The sequence below is a fragment of the Marinomonas communis genome (genome assembly GCF_004363305.1).
GTDB classification, from domain to species: domain Bacteria; phylum Pseudomonadota; class Gammaproteobacteria; order Pseudomonadales; family Marinomonadaceae; genus Marinomonas; species Marinomonas communis.
This window is the reverse complement of sequence record NZ_SNZA01000003.1, coordinates 287,126-304,707: the sequence shown is the minus strand read 5'-3', so window position 1 is coordinate 304,707 and position 17,582 is coordinate 287,126. Positions and strand designations below refer to the sequence as shown.

Genomic DNA, 17,582 nt, shown 5'->3' with positions numbered 1-17,582 from the left:
CTATTCATGACGCCAAAATTATTGATTGAGTTTGTTCAAGATGTCTACCAAACCAAAGACTTTATCCCCTTACATGCACCGAGCTTTACCAGTAAAGAAGAAGACTATGTTCTCGAAACCATTCGTAGCAGCTTTGTTTCAAGTGTCGGACAATTTGTAAATCAGTTCGAACAACGTATAGAACAATACACCAGCAGCCCTCGCGCTATTGCAACGGTGAATGGAACAGCCGCTCTACATACGGCACTCTACATGAGTGGCATCCGCCAAGGAGACCTTGTTTTAACGCAAGCTCTAACCTTTGTTGCCACCTGCAACGCCATCCATCAATTAGGTGCTGCGCCTATTTTCATTGATGTATCTCCCATCAGCTTAGGTATCTGCCCCAATGCAACACGACGCTTTTTAGAAGAACACGCAGAAATTTGCCATCAAGGTTGTCGTTTAAAGTCTACAGGACAAATGATCAAAGCCCTGCTTCCAATGCATACTTTTGGTCACCCATGCCAAATAGACGAACTACTCCTTGTCTGTCAAGAATGGCAGCTGACTTTGATAGAAGACGCTGCTGAGAGCCTAGGTTCGCTTTATAAAGGCAAACATACTGGAACCTTTGGGCGCTTTGGCGCTTTAAGCTTTAACGGCAATAAAATCATTACAACAGGCGGAGGTGGCATGGTGTTATGTGCTGACACACAAGATGGCGAGCACACTAAACATGTTACAACCACGGCGAAGGTTCCTCATCCATTTGAGTTTTACCACGATGAACTAGGTTTTAATTACCGTCTCCCAAATATCAACGCAGCTCTGGGATGCGCACAGATAGAGAGACTAGACCAGCTTATAGAAGCAAAGCGCAAGCTAGCTAAGCAATATGCTCAACTGTTCAGTAGATCTCCTTACCAGTTTATCGTTGAGCCTGATTATGCACACTCCAATTATTGGCTTAACGCTATTCTTTGCCCTGATGTGTCAGCACGCAATACTCTGCTTGAAGAGACCAATTCACAAGGTGTAATGACTAGACCAATATGGCAGTTAATGCACACATTACCAATGTATAGCGATGCGCTACGAGGGGACCTGTCCTACTCTGAACATATAGAAGCACATTTGGTGAATATCCCAAGCAGCCCTATCCTTTAAAAAGGAATAACCATGATCAAAATTACAGTTTTTACAGGTACTAGGGCAGAGTATGGCTTGCTGTACTGGCTATTGAAAGACATCCAAGCGCAACCGGATATGACTCTACAATTATTAGTAGCAGGGTCGCACTTATCTCCTGAGTTTGGTGAAACATATCAACAAATTGAGCATGATGGCTTTGTCATTGATGAAAAAGTGGAAATGCTTCTCTCTTCCAACACCGCAACGGGAACAGCTAAAAGTTTAGGGCTTGGCATTCTAGGCTTTACGGATGCATTAACTCGCCTAAAGCCAGACGCCATAGTTATTCTTGGAGACCGATTTGAAGCCTTGGCTGCAGCACAGAGCGCAGCTATTTTACGTATCCCCGTCATCCACCTCCATGGAGGTGAAATTACAGAGGGGGCTTATGATGACGCCTTTCGGCACGCTATTACTAAGTTTAGCTATTTTCATGGTACAGCCACAGAACCCTACCGTCGGCGAGTGATTCAACTGGGAGAAAGTCCTGAACGAGTTTTTAATATAGGAGCCGTTGGCCTTGATCATATCAAGCGATCAAATTTTATGTCGCTTGACGAGCTCAGCAAGTCTCTGGACTTCGAGCTTAATGACCCTTACTTTCTTGTCACCTATCATCCTGTGACAGCAGGAGAAGAAGACCCTATAACCAGCTTTCAGGCACTGCTTAAAGCACTTGATTATGTATTGGACAGCCATAAAGTCATACTTACCTACCCTAATGCCGATGATGGCGGAAGGCTAATCATCCCAATACTAGAGGCATATGCTAGAGCCCACTCCAATCGCGTATTGAGCATTAAATCCTTAGGCCAGATACGTTACTTAAGTGCGGTAAAACATGCAACGGCCGTTATAGGTAACTCCTCAAGTGGCATTATTGAAGTTCCTAGCTTTAACGTTCCCACGGTAAATATCGGCATCCGCCAAAAGGGACGCTTAGCTGCAAGCAGCGTATTAAACACAGCTGCTAATGAGACGGATATTGTGAAAACAATTCTTGCTGCGATCCAGTGGCATGATACAGCTAAAGGCAAGCAAGTTGATAACCCCTATGGTCAAGGCAACGCTAGTGAAGCCGTTATTCAAATGATCAGACAACTACCGCGTAAGCCCGTAAAGACTTTCTACGACCTCGATTATCAACTTGCGAAGTAAAGGAAATATGACTATGACACTTATTATTGCTGAAGCAGGCGTCAATCATAATGGAGATGAAAGTTTAGCTTTTGAGCTTGTCAAAGCGGCCTATGAAGCAGGAGCTGACATCGTCAAATTCCAAACTTTCAAGGCGAAGAACCTTGTTACAGAACATGCACAACAAGCGGAGTACCAAGCCAAAAACAGTCAACGGAAAGAGACCCAGCTAGCAATGCTCAGCCGACTTGAACTTCCCTATGAAGCTCATCATCGGTTACTTAGCTACTGTCAATCATTAGGAATTGAGTTTTTGTCCACCGCATTCGACGAAGAAAGCCTCACTTTTTTAGTCAAGGACATCGGGTTAAAGCGTCTTAAAATACCATCAGGAGAGCTGACCAATGCACCATTAGTTCTTGCCCACGCCCGTAGTGGCTGTGAGCTAATTGTCTCTACAGGTATGGCCACTCTAGCAGAGGTTGAAATGGCTCTTCAGGTCATAGCATTTGGTCTGACATGTGGGCCTCAAGTGCCTCCCTCACAAGCTGCATTTATGTCGGCTTATCTATCTAGCGAAGGTCAGCAAGCATTAAGAAATAAAGTCATATTGTTGCACTGCACAACAGAATATCCAGCCGCCATTGAAGATGTGAATCTTCGGGCAATGGACACATTGCATAATGCATTCGGTTTACCTATTGGGTATTCGGATCATACTAGTGGCATTACCGTACCTGTGGCTGCCGTTGCACGAGGAGCAGGGGTTATAGAAAAACATTTTACTATAAGTCAAAACTTACCTGGTCCGGATCATAAAGCCTCTCTAGAACCCCAAGAACTCAAAGCGATGGTAGAAGGCATTCGACTCGTAGAGAGCGCCTTGGGTAGCCCACTAAAAGCACCTTCTCCAGCTGAATTAAAAAATAAGGTGATTGCTCGAAAAAGCTTAGTTGCGATTCAACCTATTAAAGTCGGGGAATCTTTTACCGAAAACAATATAGGAACTAAACGTCCAGGAAATGGTAAGTCCCCTTATCTATATTGGGATACCATTGGCCGACAAGCACAAAGAGAATATAAACTTGGAGATATCATCCTTGACTAATCAACATCCTCTCAAGCCTATCATCATGATAGGTGCTGGTGGACATGCCTCAGTACTGGCAGATATTTTGCTGTCCCAAGGGTACTCGATTAAGGCTTTCATTAGTCCTGATGAAATTAACCAACGCAATATATTTAAAGGGATACAGCAGCTTAGAAATGATTCTGACATCGAACAATTTCAGGCTTCCGATGTTTTTCTTGTAAATGGAATAGGCATAGTACCTAGGTCAAATCGTCGACAAAAGATTCAAAGCTACTACTTAGACAAGGGTTATCAGTTCATAAGCGTGGTATCAGACAAGGCCATTGTTTCAAAATTTTCAGACGTTGGTGAGGCCTGCCAAATATTTCCTGGAGCAGTTATTCAGGCAGGGGTATCAATTGGTGCATACAGTATCATTAATACTGGCGCTCTAGTAGAGCATGACTGCCAACTAGGAAGCTTCAATCATATCGCACCCAATGCAGTACTATGCGGAGGTGTCATTACTGCAACAGATGTTTTCGTGGGTGCTAACGCAACTGTCTTACCTAACCTACACCTTGATAAAGGGGTTATTGTGGGCGCGGGAGCAGTTGTAAAGGATCACCTGCAAAGCAACCAAACAGCACATTCTGCCAATGCGTTTATCGCACCCTCTGAGCTTTAGGTAAATAGGTGACTTATGAAAAAAAATTGGCGCAACGTACTATTAAAATCTCATAATTCTATCCGCGAAGCATTAGAAATCATTAACAACGAAGCATTGCGTTTTGCCATGGTCATTGATGACCAAGAGCGCTTGATAGGTGTAATCACTGATGGCGATATTCGCAGAGGTTTGCTTAATAACTTATCCTTGACGGATGAAGTTCATTACATAATGAGTCGCACCCCAATTACTGCCACACAAGCAACATCAAGACAGAAGCTTGTCGAAATTATGACAAGGCATGGCATCCTATCACTACCTATTGTTGACGCAGACAATACATTGGTAGGGGTAGAATTTCTCAACCAACACTCCCAAAAAACACATTACAAAAACCCTGTATTTATTATGGCTGGCGGTTTTGGCACTCGACTTCAACCTCTGACCGACCATTGTCCCAAGCCCATGCTTAAGATAGGTAAGAAGCCTATACTAGAAACGCAAATACTGAGTTTTATTAAAGCCGGCTTCGAAAACTTTTATATTTCGACTCATTACATGCCGGAAAAAATCAAAGAGTATTTTGGTGATGGTTCAAAACTCGGTGTGTCAATTACCTATGTCCATGAACAAGAGCCTCTTGGCACAGGCGGCGCACTAGGATTATTACCAAAGGACCTTCCTAAAGACTTACCGATTATAATGATAAACGGCGATATTCTGACGAATGTCGACTTTACCCGCCTACTCAATTTTCATGTAGAGAATGACGGGGATGCTACGATGTGTGTCACTGAGTACGATTATCAAATCCCATATGGCGTCATCAATGGGCAAAATGGCAAGATTAAAAGCATGGTAGAAAAGCCCATTCAACGTTTTTTTATCAATGCCGGTATTTATGTTGTCTCTCATCGAGTTATCCAATCTGTTCCAGAGAATCATCGCATCGATATGCCTAAATTGCTGGAGCAGCATATGAGCGAACGAGATCAAATTCTCATGTTCCCAATCCATGAATACTGGTTGGACATTGGTAGATTAGATGACTTCAATCGCGCTCAATCTGACATTCATTCATTGGAGTTCGAACATTAATGGAACGTATTGGAGTCATCGGCCTTGGCAGTATAGCTACACGGCATCGGCGAAATATCCGCCAGCATTTCCCTAGCGCGTGCATTATTAGCATGCCTGCACGAGGTCTTCTGCCTACCAATCAAAAACGGGTTGAAAACGCAGACCAACTGGTCGAATCAGTAACTGAGCTTATGCGGTGTAATATCCAGTGCGCCATCGTCGCTTCACCTGCTTCTCTGCATCTACAACACGCCCAAGGTTTTATTAAAGCAGGTATTCCGGTCTTGATTGAAAAGCCACTGTCTGCCTCAATAGAGGATGCTTATGAGCTGGCTAAACTTGTACATGAGAATCACACTAGAGTAGCCATTGGGTACTGCTTACGCTTCCTACCCTCTTCCGCTGTAGTCAAACAAGTAATCAATGAACAGCGACTAGGGCAGCTTTATAATGTGTCTATTGAAGTAGGGCAATATTTACCAAGTTGGCGTCCTGATATCGATTATAGGCAGTCCGTTTCGGCTCAAAGAAAATGTGGAGGAGGAGCTTTACTTGAGCTAAGTCACGAGCTTGATTTGGCGCAGTGGCTACTAGGTAACTTGACTTTGGAACACGCTATTTTACGTTCCATGCCTGAACTCGATACAGATGTAGAAGATTGCGTCGACCTCCTATTGAGCAATTCGTCTAAAGTCATCGCACACGTTCACCTAGACTTCCTACAACGCACGCCCTATCGCCGATGGCGTATAGTCGGCAGCGGGGGTTCCTTAGAATGGGACCTAATACTCAATACTGTAACCACAATCTCCTTATCAGGTAAAAAAGAGATTCTTTACAGTGCTCCAGAATGGGATAAGAACCAAATGTATACTCAACAGTTTGAGGCGTTTATTTGCTCTTCATATAATAAAGAAAAACCCTTAGCCACTGTTGATGAAGCACTTTCGATCATAGAGTTAATAGAAGCAATAAAGCGCTACCCACTGATACAAACCACTAATTGAGGCACTATGACTTGCTTTGCATTTGTTTTTGCTAGAGGTGGCTCAAAAGGCTTACCAGGAAAAAATATCAAACCGCTGCTTGGTAAACCTCTTATACATTACGCTATCGAAACAGCAATAGCGTGCCCTTCTATTAGTCATGTATTTGTTTCTACCGATGACAAAGAGATAGCTAAATGTGCAACCATAGCTGGTGCGACAATTATTCCACGTCCAAAAAATCTTGCCACAGATACCAGTCCCGAGTGGCTTAGCTGGCGACATGCAATTGAATGGGCACAGAAGCATTATGGCTCGTTTGACCACTTCGTTAGCTTACCGGCCACATGCCCATTAAGAGCAGTAGAAGATGTTGAATCTGCGATCTCAAAACATCAGGCAGAGGCGGCAGATATATGCATATCAGTTACACCCGCTAGCCGAAGCCCTTATTTCAATATGGTAAAGCGATTTTCGCACTCAGAAGAAGTCGAGTTGGTTATTCCCCAAAGTACCGGTATAACAAGAAGGCAGGATACTCCTGAAGTATATGACATCACCACAGGAGTGTATGTTTCAACACCAGATTTTATTCTGAAAAACAACGCACTATTTGATGGAAAAGTCGTCGCTATTGTTATGCCAAAGCAACGCGCGGTCGATATTGACGATTTTTATGATTTCAAGTTGGCAGAAAGTATTTTAAAGGATATCCAAAATGACTGACTTACTCCAAGGTAAAACTATCCTCATTGCAGGTGCAGCAGGACTACTTGGATCACAATTAGTAAAAGATTGCCTATGGCAAGGCGCTTCAGTTATTGCTGCTGACCTCGATATTGAACGTATCCAGCAAAGGCTCGTATCTTTAGGTATCAATGCAAACGAATATCCGTCTTTAGAGCTAACAACTCTAGACATCACAAATGAGAGTGATGTGAAAAAGTTCTTTGCCAATATTAAAGCGCTGGATGGTGCGGCCAACACGACATACCCTCGAAATCGGACCTATGGCGCGCACTTTTTTGAAGTGTCACAAGCAAGTTTCAACGAAAATTTGTCACTCCATCTTGGCAGTAGCTTCTTATTCATGCAGCAATGCGCCGCTTACTTCAAAGAACGCCAATCACCATTTTCACTCGTCAATATTTCCTCTATATATGGTGTGATTGCTCCAAAATTTGATGTATACAACGATACTTCAATGAGTATGCCTGTTGAATATGCCGCGATAAAGTCAGCTCTTATACATCTAACTAAGTATTCAGTGGCCTATGTGAAAAATAGTAAGTTTAGAGTGAACTGCGTTAGCCCGGGGGGGATTTTTGACCACCAACCAGAAGCATTTTTAGCCTCTTATAAAGATAACACTCATGGTGAGGGCATGTTATCTGTAGACAAGGTTACTGGATCTATTATTTTTTTACTTTCTGACCAATCACAACATGTAACTGGCCAGAATATTGTTGTAGATGACGGATTCTCAGTCTAAAAAGGCCATATCAAGCGTGATATTTACCTTTTAAAACATCTTCACGCTTATCAACCGATTGCCTTGGGTCCTCTAACATGGATGGCATTTCTTGAACAAAATCTTTAAAAATATTCAGCATAGATCTAACTTCTTTCATGTCAAATACTTCTACTGACAACACATAATCAAGAAGCTCATTAGCAAAGTAAACAAAGGATCCAAACATGAGCTCAATATTATATGACTTTCCTAAGTTGTATTGAAGCATAACTAAATTATTCAGTGTAGAAACATTCTTTAAAATATCTTCCTTAGTCTGAAAATCATTATCTAAAATATTCGTAACTTCATCACAAAATAACTCAAACTCATCTTTAACATCGAGACTACTCCAATCACTAAAATCAGAGTTCTCTTCTACTACAAAGTTATCCCAAACATAACTCTTTACTTTATTTTTCCTACCTTCGGCCTGGGCAGCTATTAATGCATCCTCTGCACGTAAAGGTTCTGTTCCTTTTATCTTAATACCATCTGATAAATTGTAGCATTTAAACATTCGGTTTTTTGGTCGAAAGAAGCTGATAAGAAGCTCAAGCTGAATACGCGACATATCCATAATAGAAGTAGTTAAAGCAATACCACCAAAGTTGGCTTCACGTCTAATATGATCCGAAGCTAAAGGCATAAGACCAGAGTTTTCACCGTCTTTCGTATAATAACCGCTTACTTTAGAATGATGTAGTTCAGGAGACCTAAAACCGCAATCCACCCCAATCATATATACATCACAGAATCCCATTTGCAAAACATACGACAAAGCCAAATTGGCAACGATAGGTGATGAGAAATGCATATCCATAAGACGAGATCTATTTTCCTCTGAAACCAGTCTATTTCTCATCAAAGATGAAATAGGCTCACCCGGCTTTAAACCAATAATACTTTTCTCAAAGTACTGGTAGAACTCTGGATGCATCACATTAACCGTTAAAGCGGTAATCCCTTTTAAAAACTCCTTATCAACAAAAGATATTTTTTCTGCTGTATGACGCATGCGCTCTACATCAACATGATAATCAGGTTTAATACCATACTTAGAAAGTGTATTAAGTGTCGTTCCACATGACACTAGAATAACGTCATTTCGATGGGCTTTCACAAACTCTATATTATCATCTAGAGATGGACCATTACCTAGGATAAAGACAGGGATATCAAGATTCTTATTAAAACCAAACCTTAGATCTTGCTCAGGCTTTACAGCTAAATAAGTTTTATTCTGTCTTGCTAAATATTGACCTATGCCTATCACACCATCATCAAAGAAGCCCCACCCCATAACTTGCTTAGCAAATTGATTCCTAAATTCGGTCAATACAGGCTGAATATGCTGCGCACTGTAGCTAGAGTACAGATAAGTATGTGCAGCCATATACATGCCATTAAGCCGCAAAACCCTAAGGTATTGGTTGATAAACTCACTCTCATCAATACCTAGAAAAAAGTGTAATGAACAATCCCGTTCAACCATTTCATTCACAACCCATTCCCAGTCTATCGCAAAGAGAGAGTAGTAGAATAGGTCAAGATTCTCCTCGTAAATATAGATGTGCTTTGCGAAATGCTCATCTAATATACGAATTAATTGGTAGCCCAAGTCAAAACCAAATAAAACAATTCCGCCTACCACACGGGGCATTATTGTTAATTTTTCTGCACTACTTTTAGCTTTTTCTTTATCAACATGAATTTTACTTAAATAAAACTCATGCCTAGATCGATCTGTTAATTCAACTGACAAGTTCACATAAGTTCTGTCAGGATTACTGATAAACCTTTTGTATTTTTCTTCTATTTGCTGAAAAGGAGTTTCTGAAAATAACGTATAACCACTATCAGGAAATAATAAATTTAGAGAACCGTCTTCCTCTACGAAAATATTATTGTTAGAGGGTTTATAGTCTTTGATGATGGTATAAATCTGAGGGAAATTCTCTTCAATAACTTTTATATTACTCAAATAACGCTCAGTCAAAATGTCATCATTTGCTTTAAGAACCTTTAATCCTCGCTCCATTCGGCGTATGATAGCATCTATTTCTGACACCTCAGACATTACAGCCTCTCTATATCCAAATAACGTTTAGAAATCTTTACTTTTTTCTTCAGGTCTGACTGTTCAGTTTTAATTTCACTTTTAAGAACCTCGATACAAGCCTCAGACTCTCTCATCAAAGCATATAACTGAGTCATTTCTTCCTTGTGTATAGCTATGAATTCTTGTGTTAATAACTCTCTCTTAATTAACTCAGAAATATAGCTATCTATAGCTAGAAGGGCGTCAATATCTTTATCCGTAATTGCTTTAGAAAAGGAAGAGAGCAATTTCAATAAATTTTCAGGAGTATATTCAATAGACATTTGAGACCCATGACATAGAAATATTACGCATTTGCTTGCGCCGCGGCTTGCTTATCTATTTCACTGATTTGATCCCAAGCTCCTTTAATCTGAAGCAGTAAACCCATGACCAAATCTATTTTTTGAACATCCATCGTAACACTAGCTTCTTGAACCTGGTCAATCATATATGCATACAGATCATTAAGATTATCGACCAATTCAGGGTTAGCATCTCTATCTAGCGCATCTCGCAAAGCGTTAATAATCTCAACCACGCGGGTAAGCGTCTGTGATTTTGACTCTAAGTCTTTTCGCTCAATAAACCCTTTACTAAGGGCTAAGCGCTCCAACGCACCTTGCATCAATAACTGGATAACGCGATGTGGATCAGCAGATGCCAGATCTGACTTTAATGAATCTTTTTTATATGCTTGAATGCCTTTATTCGTGTACATATCAACCTCTTATGTTACAACGATTCTATATTAGCTACTGCTGCTTAAACTACTTAATTGTGTTAACAAATAAGTACCATTGGAGTTCATGCTCGCTAAAAGTGTATCCAGTGTGGTGAATCGCGCACGCAACTGCTCTTCGTAGAGATCCATGCGATATTCAAAGTTTTCCAATGACTCTTCTGTTTTATCTGCAGAAGCTTGAGAAGTGTCAACCATATCTTTCAAAAGGCCACTTGAGCCCGTATAGTTACCTAACATCTCTTCGAGAATACTAGCCAGCCCATTTTCACCAGAAAAAAGCGTCACAACGTCATCATAGCTTTCTTCCATCGCTTCGCTAAAAGCCGTTGTATCGAGGGATAGCGTACCATCATCATCCATCTCAATACCGATATCGAAAATATTGGTTAAGGCCCCAGCATCATCAAAAATACTCATTAGATCAGAATTTAATGAGCCTTCTAAGCCTCGTACTAAGCTACTACCATTTAATATCGCATCAGTGTCGGTGTACTTATCAAATACTGACAAAAGAGTGTTATATGCTGTCACAAACTCTTCAAGAGTTTCTTGAACAGTTTCTGTATCAAAATCTACTTCCGCTTTAGCTGTTTCAGGGTCACCATTTGCATCCGTTTCAGATACAGCCAAGGTTTTAATGGTCAATCCTGACACTGCATTTTCAAAGGTATTTGAGTCACTACGGATATCAATTCCATCTACATTGATCACAGCATCTTGCGCTGCATCTTCAGCAGCAATGCTCAGCCCTGGTGTTCCAGCACCGGTAGCCACAGAAGACACGTTATCCAATGACTCATCCGTATTAGTGACCACTAAATCATTGCCATCGCCAGTAACATCTGAATTTAGGGTCAAATAAACATTCCCAGATCCATCATCCACCAAGTTCGCAGAAACACCAAAATTACTACTATCATCATTAATTTGCTCTCTTAACTCAGATAGAGTTGTCCCTGCGGCAACGGTAATAGTAAAGGTCTCGGTTCCAGCGGTAAATGTAAGGTCGCCTCCAACAGCAGTCACTTCATCATCAGAGCTACTGAATAAGCCCGCAGAGGAAACACTTCGACTACCCTGTGCGAGCTGCGAGACAGAAATGTTGTAGGAACCATTAGAAGCGTCACTGTCAGCTTCAACAGAAATAATATCGCCGCTACTAGGTTGAGTAAGAGTGGCCGTTCGGCCAGTGAAAAGATCACTATCAGCAAGAGTTTCGACGGAGGTCTCAAATTTCTCCAACGCAGACTTAATCGCGCCATAAGCAGAAACTTCTGATTCGTAATCGCTAATTTTATCTTCGTATGCGCTAACCTTGGAGTCTCGCTGTACAGAGATCATATTCTCAACAAGAGATTCTAGATCTAAGCCAGAACCTACACCAAGAGATGTAACAGACATACTTTCCTCCCTTAGCTCATTACTTTTGAGCTAACTTAAACTTCACTATTGATCAGGTTTCCTTTCAGGCTATTTAGCTCACCAAAAATCTCGTCGAGCCGATCCGACATTTTTAAAAATTCCTCTGATGGAATCTGTCGTACCAAGTCACCTGTCTCCTGATCAATGACTTTTACAATGTTTTCAGACTCTTCCGTTAGCTCAAACGACACGCCTAAACTCAGCTGTCGCATTTTCACATTCACTTCCTCAACCTTAGGCTCATCCACAAACTTTGCTGAATCATCTGCAAAATTACTGCCATTCTCAGACTCTGTACCTGTTGAATTTGTATCGGCAGTTTGCTGCACAACTTGAGTTTGCAATTGCTTATCTTTAACAAACTCTTGCTCAGTTAGTTGATTACCCTGACCTGTTTGCAGTGGTGTCGTAGATAGTTTTGAAAAATCAGAATTAATTGACATGGGCACTCTCCCAAAACAAAAAAGCTGGAGTAATACTCCAGCTTTCTAGCATTACTCTACATTAACCTAATAAGGATAGCGCAGTTTGAGGACGCTGGTTAGCCTGGGCTAGAATAGAAGAGCTTGCTTGTTGCAAGATCTGAGCACTAGTCAAAGCAGCTGTCTCTTCCGCAAAGTCTGCATCACGGATACGTGAGCGGGCAGCCGATACGTTTTCAGAAATATTGCTCAAGTTGCTAATAGTAGATGTAAAACGGTTTTGTACCGCACCCAATTCAGCACGTCGAGAGTCTACCGCGGCAATCATATTGTCAATTTGGTCAATTGCCGATTGCGCCAAAGAAGCTGCACTAATAGTGATTGTAGACGATGTGTACACACTACTCATACCTGAAATCGTAAAACCAGCACCAGCCGTAGCTGCAGTGTTAGCTGTACTCAAAGAGAACGAGATAGTTTGGTTTGCGTCCGCACCTACTTGGAAAACACCAGAATAAGTACCATCTAAAAGGTTCTGACCACCAAAAGTAGTTGTTTCAGCAACACGGTTAATTTCAGTGGCAAGCTGCGAAATCTCTTGCTGTAGTGCAACACGATCTTCATCTGAGTTGGAGCCGTTAGCAGACTGCACTGCAAGTGTACGCATACGCTGAAGCATACTAGTAGTTTCGTCTAGCGCACCTTCAGCCGTTTGAGCCAAAGAAATACCGTCATTCGCATTACGAACAGCCTGGTTCAAACCATTGATCTGAGAAGTCAAACGGTTTGAAATTTGAAGACCTGCAGCATCATCTGCTGCACTGTTGATACGCATGCCTGAAGACAAACGCTGGTAAGCAGTGTCAAGCGTGTTACCAGATTTCATCAAGTTGTTCTGAGCGTTCAACGATGATGTATTAGTATTTACATATAAAGCCATAATAGCCTCCTAGTTTCGCCATGTGGCTTGCTGCCAAGCAAACCTTTAATTGGTGAAAAGATCGCCAAATCTAAATTCACCTAAAACCTCTTGTTTACGTTAACGGCGAAGCCAAAAGGAACTTTAACGTTTTTTTGATATTTTTTTCCGCTTATGGCAAAAAAGCACCGCCAAAGTCGGCAATACTTTGTTTTTAAAACGCTTTTTTCTTGAAAAATTTTCCTGCACACCCAAAAAAAATATTTAAAAACAGGCTTATGAATATTTTCCCCACATTGGCATGCTGCTTGCTGAAAAACAATATGGAAGCTCGCCAAAGCTTCCATAAAAAAAGCCAAGTGCGCTAACACTTGGCTCAAAAATCACTTCTAGGAGTAAGAAGCGAGAAAGGTTTCGAATGCCTTCGCCAAACCTCTTGCCTCCGGCATTCGAAATATGCTTCAAAGTATGAGCGGCCTGATCAGCCGCTCTTTTTTATTAGCCCCCTAGTAGAGATAGGGCTGTTTGTGGTCTTTGGTTAGCCTGCGCAAGAATTGTTGAACTTGCTTGCTGTAGAATTTGAGCACTAGTTAAAGTCGCAGTTTCTTCAGCGAAGTCTGCATCACGAATACGTGATCGTGCGGCTGATACGTTTTCAGAAATATTACTTAAGTTACTGATAGTAGATGTAAATCGGTTTTGCACCGCACCCAACTCTGCACGCTTAGCATCAACTGCCGCAATCATATTGCCAATTTGGTCAATGGCAGACTGCGCCAAAGAAGCAGCACTAATCGTAATAGTAGTAGAAGTGTAAACACTACTCATACCTGAAATACTAAAGCCTTGAGCTGCAGCTAAACTATTCACAGTACTCAATGAGAAAGAAATCGTCTGATTAGCATCTGCACCTACCTGAAAAATACCTTCGTAAGTTCCGTCAAGTAAGTTCTGACCACCAAATGTAGTTGTTTCGGCCACTCGGTTAATTTCAGTAGCAAGTTGAGAAATCTCTTGCTGTAGAGCGACGCGGTCTTCATCAGAGTTCGAGCCGTTAGCTGATTGAATCGCTAGAGTTCGCATTCGTTGCAACATGCTTGTTGTTTCATCCAACGCCCCCTCTGCGGTTTGCGCTAGAGAGATACCATCATTAGCGTTACGTACTGCCTGGTTCAAACCGTTGATTTGAGACGTTAAACGGTTTGAGATTTGAAGACCAGCTGCATCGTCTGCAGCACTGTTAATACGTAGACCAGAAGATAGACGCTGATAAGCTGTATCAAGCGTATTTCCTGACTTCATTAACTGGTTTTGAGCATTTATGGATGAGACATTAGTATTTACGTACAAAGCCATGATTAAGTTCTCCTAGAAATGTAAAACATTTATCGCAACCATTTGATTTAATTAGTTATTTGGTTGCATCTTGCATATTTAAGTTATCGTCACATTCAGAAAAAGCTTTAATATTTTTTTAAATTTTTTTCTTTTGCTTCGCAAACAACAATTATGCTTCGCTGTACTTACATTTACGGTCAGAAGCCGGAGATCTTTAATACTTTTTTAGGAGATATGATCAATAAAACGAAGATCAAAGTCACCAGGTAAGACAACCTTAGACACCTTCACATCGTCATTTTTATCTAGAGCGATATCTGATGGAGAAATGAACGCTTTGGTAGTGATGCTATAAACCTGTCTTACCAAAGAAGGGGCGTGTTTATTACTCAGTGTCAAAACAAAACCGAGCCTACCATTAGACAAGGCAACACAAGATCCTACGGGGATTGGACCTAAGCTCTTTATAAACACTGTTAAGATATTCTTATCAAATGCTACACCAGCCTCTTTCTGCATCTTTCTAAGCGCCTCAGTTGGCGTTAAAGCTGCACGATGTACTTGCTCTGATGTGAGGGAATCATAAGCATCAACAATAGAGCCTATTTTCCCATAAGCGCTGATTTCATCATCAAACTTTCCTTGAGGATAACCAGAACCATCAAGCCGTTCATGATGCTCCCAAAGCATTTGGTAAACCACTTTGGGTATATCCGATGAACCAGATAAGAGCACTTCACCGAAGCTAAGATGCTTACGAGTAAGCTGAAATTCTGCTTCTGTTAGCTTGCCTGTTTTTTTAGCAATAGCCTCAGGCAACTTAAACCGCCCGATATCAAATAACAGCGCACCAAGCACAATGACCTCTACATAGCGAGAAGTAAGCTGTAGAGATTTGGATAGGTGACAAGCCAAAATTGCACACGCAATCGAATGCTGTGCAATATAATCTTCAGAGTTTTGTATGTGTCGTGCGGCAAGAAGTGAATGTGGATTACGATCATAAGACTCGATCAGCTTTTTACAAAAACTAGAAAGCCTCAAAACATTTAAAGGCACACCAGCAAGAGACTGCTTTACCTCCTCATGTAGCAACTGAACACCGTTAATCATTAATGATGTCGCACGCTCAACCTCCTTATGAAATGGCACAGTTGCAGCATGATCCTTGCGAGAAATGGCGCGCTGTTGATCTGTTTCAGCATGAAGCGGCTCACTATTTACCTCCACTTCACCTTTTTCAGATTCGCTCGCGCTCGTCAGCAGGCCATTGGGGTCCACTCTTCCTTCTTTATAAGCCAATACATATTCACGAGTGTTGTCATTTAACAGTGAGCGGAAATAGTCATACAAACTTTTCCCTTTGGAATGGAACTCCCTAGGATTTTTTGAAAACTCTTCCCCCTTCAAACGTCTGATACTCGTTACAGACTTACTTAGAGAAATGGAATAACACAACAGTATAAGTTTCTCTTCCGCTTCATAACGCCGCTCATAGTCTGTACTGGTGATATGAACGTCTTGAAAGGGGGAATGAAAAGGTAACAGTTCTTTATTGAGAGTAGCCTTTAACTCAGACAAGAGCACTTGTCGAATGGCAACACTAACAATATGATGCTTTTCGCCATGTTTTTTTATTAGGTTGGCTACACGCTCTGTTTTAAGGATGCGCCGGCTGACTCCCAACAATTCGAGCAACTCAAAGACATCGAAATAGGCAAAGTCGATATTTACGCCAAATAAGCTTGTTACATCAAACTTTGCCATCTAGTACCTTTACAACTAAATCGAGTTGAACAAAGAAAGGGAACTAATTCGCTGAAACAGTAGCTGAGTAGCAGATAAAGCCGACTCACTTAATTCAAGCTCAGTTGTTGCTTTATAAATGTCTAACCCACCGATATTCTCCTGAGCTTGCTGATTAAAAATCTGCTTAGCTGCGCCATAATCGGTTCGATTATCAATGGTGTTGAGACGAGCCCCAACAGATGAAGAAGCCTTTGCAATATTTGTCTGGGTATTCACAATACTAGCAGTAGCATTTAAGCGAAAATACTCTCTCTCTTCAGATGTCAAAGAGGGATCACGCAAAGCATTAATTGCGTCCATCACTTGATTCAAAACATTATCTCGCGTTGGCTGATCTAACGTAATATTCACGGTACTCCCTGCTGCCCCATCCAAAGTAAACTCCATTCCATTGAAAGTAATCGCCTCACCAGACACATAATCACCAGAAGCCAACACAGCACCAGAACTGTCGGTGATAGCAAACTGGTCAGGAGCTCCCGCTGTGGTTGTCAATGTAAAGTCATTCAATACTGAATTCACTGCACTGTAGTTGTTTTCAACAAAAGTGTCATAGGCGTCTTGGTCTGATATTGAGTAGGATAAAGTAGCAGTTCCCGCTGAGGATGTAGCCGTTACCGTATTACGGGTCCACGCATCCTGAAAAACAGCCTTCCCAGAGTCATTTGTAGCAATTGAAACTGTATCTCCTATTTGCGACATCTGCTGAGCCTCGTTTCCAGCGTACACATACTTTCCTGTTGCATCCTTGATAAACGCAGGAGAGTCCGTGCTAGTGCCTGAGAAAATATACTGTCCATTTGAATTTTTAGAGTTCATTAAATCGGCAACTGAAGCCAACAAAGATTCCATTTCTCCAGCCAATGTATCTAGGTCATCTTGAGAATTTGCCCCATTGACCGTTTGAATCAGGCGAACATTGATATCATCTAAGGTACTATTCAAACTTTCTAAGGTAACTGACTCATACTCTAAAGAGTTCGTGGCAAGCGTCATGTTCTGATCATACTGATCAAGTAACTTAGCATCGGCACCATAGCGCAGCAACTGACCAGCGCCATTAGGATCGTCGCTTGGTCTGACAATATCAGACTGCTCAGAGATTTTTTCCTGAACTTTTAAATAGCGCTCATTGGCTTTTTGCATTGAAAGTGACGACTGGTTAAAAATCAAGTTCGTTGTGACACGCATAAAT

At 41.4% G+C, this 17,582-nt stretch carries 18 protein-coding genes; 8 read left to right on the top strand and 10 right to left on the bottom strand.

Annotated elements, in window-relative coordinates:
- The first annotated feature begins 6 nt into the window (after positions 1–6).
- The 8 genes from C8D85_RS10445 to C8D85_RS10410 are packed head-to-tail and all read left to right on the top strand — an operon-like array spanning position 7 to position 7,610.
- Positions 7–1,149, top strand: coding sequence for a LegC family aminotransferase (locus C8D85_RS10445; protein ID WP_133562408.1), 1,143 nt, complete (start codon positions 7–9; stop codon positions 1,147–1,149).
- 12 nt (positions 1,150–1,161) lie between these two features.
- The gene (neuC, locus tag C8D85_RS10440) at positions 1,162–2,331 is read left to right on the top strand and encodes a UDP-N-acetylglucosamine 2-epimerase (RefSeq protein WP_133562405.1); all 1,170 of its coding nucleotides are present in this window, start codon (positions 1,162–1,164) and stop codon (positions 2,329–2,331) included.
- A gap of 13 nt (positions 2,332–2,344) precedes the next feature.
- A complete protein-coding gene (neuB, locus tag C8D85_RS10435) occupies positions 2,345–3,418 on the top strand; it encodes an N-acetylneuraminate synthase (RefSeq protein ID WP_162847570.1) in 1,074 nt (357 codons plus the stop codon).
- Positions 3,411–4,070: an acetyltransferase gene (locus C8D85_RS10430; RefSeq protein ID WP_211342177.1), complete on the top strand. Its 660-nt coding sequence runs from the start codon at positions 3,411–3,413 to the stop codon at positions 4,068–4,070. The genes neuB and C8D85_RS10430 overlap by 8 nt, the downstream gene beginning before the upstream one ends.
- 15 nt (positions 4,071–4,085) lie before the next feature.
- The gene (locus C8D85_RS10425) at positions 4,086–5,150 is read left to right on the top strand and encodes a nucleotidyltransferase family protein (RefSeq protein ID WP_133562400.1); all 1,065 of its coding nucleotides are present in this window, start codon (positions 4,086–4,088) and stop codon (positions 5,148–5,150) included.
- Complete coding sequence (locus C8D85_RS10420) at positions 5,150–6,139, top strand: Gfo/Idh/MocA family protein (RefSeq protein WP_133562398.1); 990 nt, start codon at positions 5,150–5,152, stop codon at positions 6,137–6,139. Before C8D85_RS10425 ends, C8D85_RS10420 begins: the two co-directional genes overlap by 1 nt.
- A gap of 6 nt (positions 6,140–6,145) precedes the next feature.
- Positions 6,146–6,844 (top strand): acylneuraminate cytidylyltransferase family protein, encoded by a 699-nt coding sequence (locus C8D85_RS10415; RefSeq protein ID WP_133562396.1) that lies wholly within the window; start codon positions 6,146–6,148, stop codon positions 6,842–6,844.
- Entirely contained in the window at positions 6,837–7,610 is a 774-nt protein-coding gene (locus tag C8D85_RS10410) for an oxidoreductase (protein WP_133562394.1), read from the top strand. Before C8D85_RS10415 ends, C8D85_RS10410 begins: the two co-directional genes overlap by 8 nt.
- Positions 7,611–7,620: 10 nt before the next feature.
- Here C8D85_RS10410 and C8D85_RS10405 read toward each other — a convergent pair whose 3' ends face one another.
- The 10 genes from C8D85_RS10405 to flgL form a co-directional block, all read right to left on the bottom strand.
- Positions 7,621–9,711, bottom strand: coding sequence for a motility associated factor glycosyltransferase family protein (locus C8D85_RS10405; protein ID WP_133562392.1), 2,091 nt, complete (start codon positions 9,709–9,711; stop codon positions 7,621–7,623).
- Positions 9,711–10,016 (bottom strand): hypothetical protein, encoded by a 306-nt coding sequence (locus tag C8D85_RS10400; RefSeq protein ID WP_133562390.1) that lies wholly within the window; start codon positions 10,014–10,016, stop codon positions 9,711–9,713. Before C8D85_RS10400 ends, C8D85_RS10405 begins: the two co-directional genes overlap by 1 nt.
- Before the next feature lie 23 nt (positions 10,017–10,039).
- Positions 10,040–10,453 carry a flagellar export chaperone FliS gene (gene fliS, locus C8D85_RS10395; RefSeq protein WP_133562388.1) on the bottom strand — a complete coding sequence of 138 codons (414 nt, stop codon included), beginning with the start codon at positions 10,451–10,453 and terminating at the stop codon, positions 10,040–10,042.
- A gap of 30 nt (positions 10,454–10,483) precedes the next feature.
- The gene (gene fliD, locus C8D85_RS10390; protein WP_133562386.1) at positions 10,484–11,878 is read right to left on the bottom strand and encodes a flagellar filament capping protein FliD; all 1,395 of its coding nucleotides are present in this window, start codon (positions 11,876–11,878) and stop codon (positions 10,484–10,486) included.
- 35 nt (positions 11,879–11,913) lie between these two features.
- Complete coding sequence (locus C8D85_RS10385; protein WP_133562384.1) at positions 11,914–12,342, bottom strand: flagellar protein FlaG; 429 nt, start codon at positions 12,340–12,342, stop codon at positions 11,914–11,916.
- A gap of 61 nt (positions 12,343–12,403) precedes the next feature.
- Positions 12,404–13,261, bottom strand: coding sequence for a flagellin domain-containing protein (locus C8D85_RS10380; RefSeq protein WP_133562383.1), 858 nt, complete (start codon positions 13,259–13,261; stop codon positions 12,404–12,406).
- Between the two features lie 80 nt (positions 13,262–13,341).
- Positions 13,342–13,620, bottom strand: coding sequence for a hypothetical protein (locus tag C8D85_RS10375; RefSeq protein WP_133562381.1), 279 nt, complete (start codon positions 13,618–13,620; stop codon positions 13,342–13,344).
- Positions 13,621–13,738: 118 nt separating this feature from the next.
- Positions 13,739–14,596, bottom strand: a complete 858-nt coding sequence (locus tag C8D85_RS10370; RefSeq protein WP_133562379.1) for a flagellin N-terminal helical domain-containing protein — start codon at positions 14,594–14,596, stop codon at positions 13,739–13,741.
- A gap of 207 nt (positions 14,597–14,803) precedes the next feature.
- Complete coding sequence (locus C8D85_RS10365; protein ID WP_133562377.1) at positions 14,804–16,345, bottom strand: HD-GYP domain-containing protein; 1,542 nt, start codon at positions 16,343–16,345, stop codon at positions 14,804–14,806.
- Positions 16,346–16,360: 15 nt separating this feature from the next.
- On the bottom strand, positions 16,361–17,578 hold the full coding sequence (gene flgL, locus C8D85_RS10360) for a flagellar hook-associated protein FlgL (protein WP_133562376.1): 1,218 nt from the start codon (positions 17,576–17,578) through the stop codon (positions 16,361–16,363).
- Positions 17,579–17,582: the final 4 nt, after the last annotated feature.

What these genes read in the sequence shown, in the direction of transcription:
- fliS (WP_133562388.1), bottom strand. Translation starts at nt 10,453, where the DNA reads ATGTACACGAATAAAGGCATTCAAGCATATAAAAAAGATTCATTAAAG.
- neuC (WP_133562405.1), top strand. Translation starts at nt 1,162, where the DNA reads ATGATCAAAATTACAGTTTTTACAGGTACTAGGGCAGAGTATGGCTTG.
- C8D85_RS10380 (WP_133562383.1), bottom strand. Translation starts at nt 13,261, where the DNA reads ATGGCTTTATATGTAAATACTAATACATCATCGTTGAACGCTCAGAAC.
- C8D85_RS10410 (WP_133562394.1), top strand. Translation starts at nt 6,837, where the DNA reads ATGACTGACTTACTCCAAGGTAAAACTATCCTCATTGCAGGTGCAGCA.
- C8D85_RS10405 (WP_133562392.1), bottom strand. Translation starts at nt 9,711, where the DNA reads ATGTCTGAGGTGTCAGAAATAGATGCTATCATACGCCGAATGGAGCGA.
- C8D85_RS10420 (WP_133562398.1), top strand. Translation starts at nt 5,150, where the DNA reads ATGGAACGTATTGGAGTCATCGGCCTTGGCAGTATAGCTACACGGCAT.
- C8D85_RS10370 (WP_133562379.1), bottom strand. Translation starts at nt 14,596, where the DNA reads ATGGCTTTGTACGTAAATACTAATGTCTCATCCATAAATGCTCAAAAC.
- neuB (WP_162847570.1), top strand. Translation starts at nt 2,345, where the DNA reads ATGACACTTATTATTGCTGAAGCAGGCGTCAATCATAATGGAGATGAA.
- C8D85_RS10415 (WP_133562396.1), top strand. Translation starts at nt 6,146, where the DNA reads ATGACTTGCTTTGCATTTGTTTTTGCTAGAGGTGGCTCAAAAGGCTTA.
- C8D85_RS10445 (WP_133562408.1), top strand. Translation starts at nt 7, where the DNA reads ATGACGCCAAAATTATTGATTGAGTTTGTTCAAGATGTCTACCAAACC.
- fliD (WP_133562386.1), bottom strand. Translation starts at nt 11,878, where the DNA reads ATGTCTGTTACATCTCTTGGTGTAGGTTCTGGCTTAGATCTAGAATCT.
- flgL (WP_133562376.1), bottom strand. Translation starts at nt 17,578, where the DNA reads ATGCGTGTCACAACGAACTTGATTTTTAACCAGTCGTCACTTTCAATG.
- C8D85_RS10400 (WP_133562390.1), bottom strand. Translation starts at nt 10,016, where the DNA reads ATGTCTATTGAATATACTCCTGAAAATTTATTGAAATTGCTCTCTTCC.
- C8D85_RS10365 (WP_133562377.1), bottom strand. Translation starts at nt 16,345, where the DNA reads ATGGCAAAGTTTGATGTAACAAGCTTATTTGGCGTAAATATCGACTTT.
- C8D85_RS10425 (WP_133562400.1), top strand. Translation starts at nt 4,086, where the DNA reads ATGAAAAAAAATTGGCGCAACGTACTATTAAAATCTCATAATTCTATC.
- C8D85_RS10385 (WP_133562384.1), bottom strand. Translation starts at nt 12,342, where the DNA reads ATGTCAATTAATTCTGATTTTTCAAAACTATCTACGACACCACTGCAA.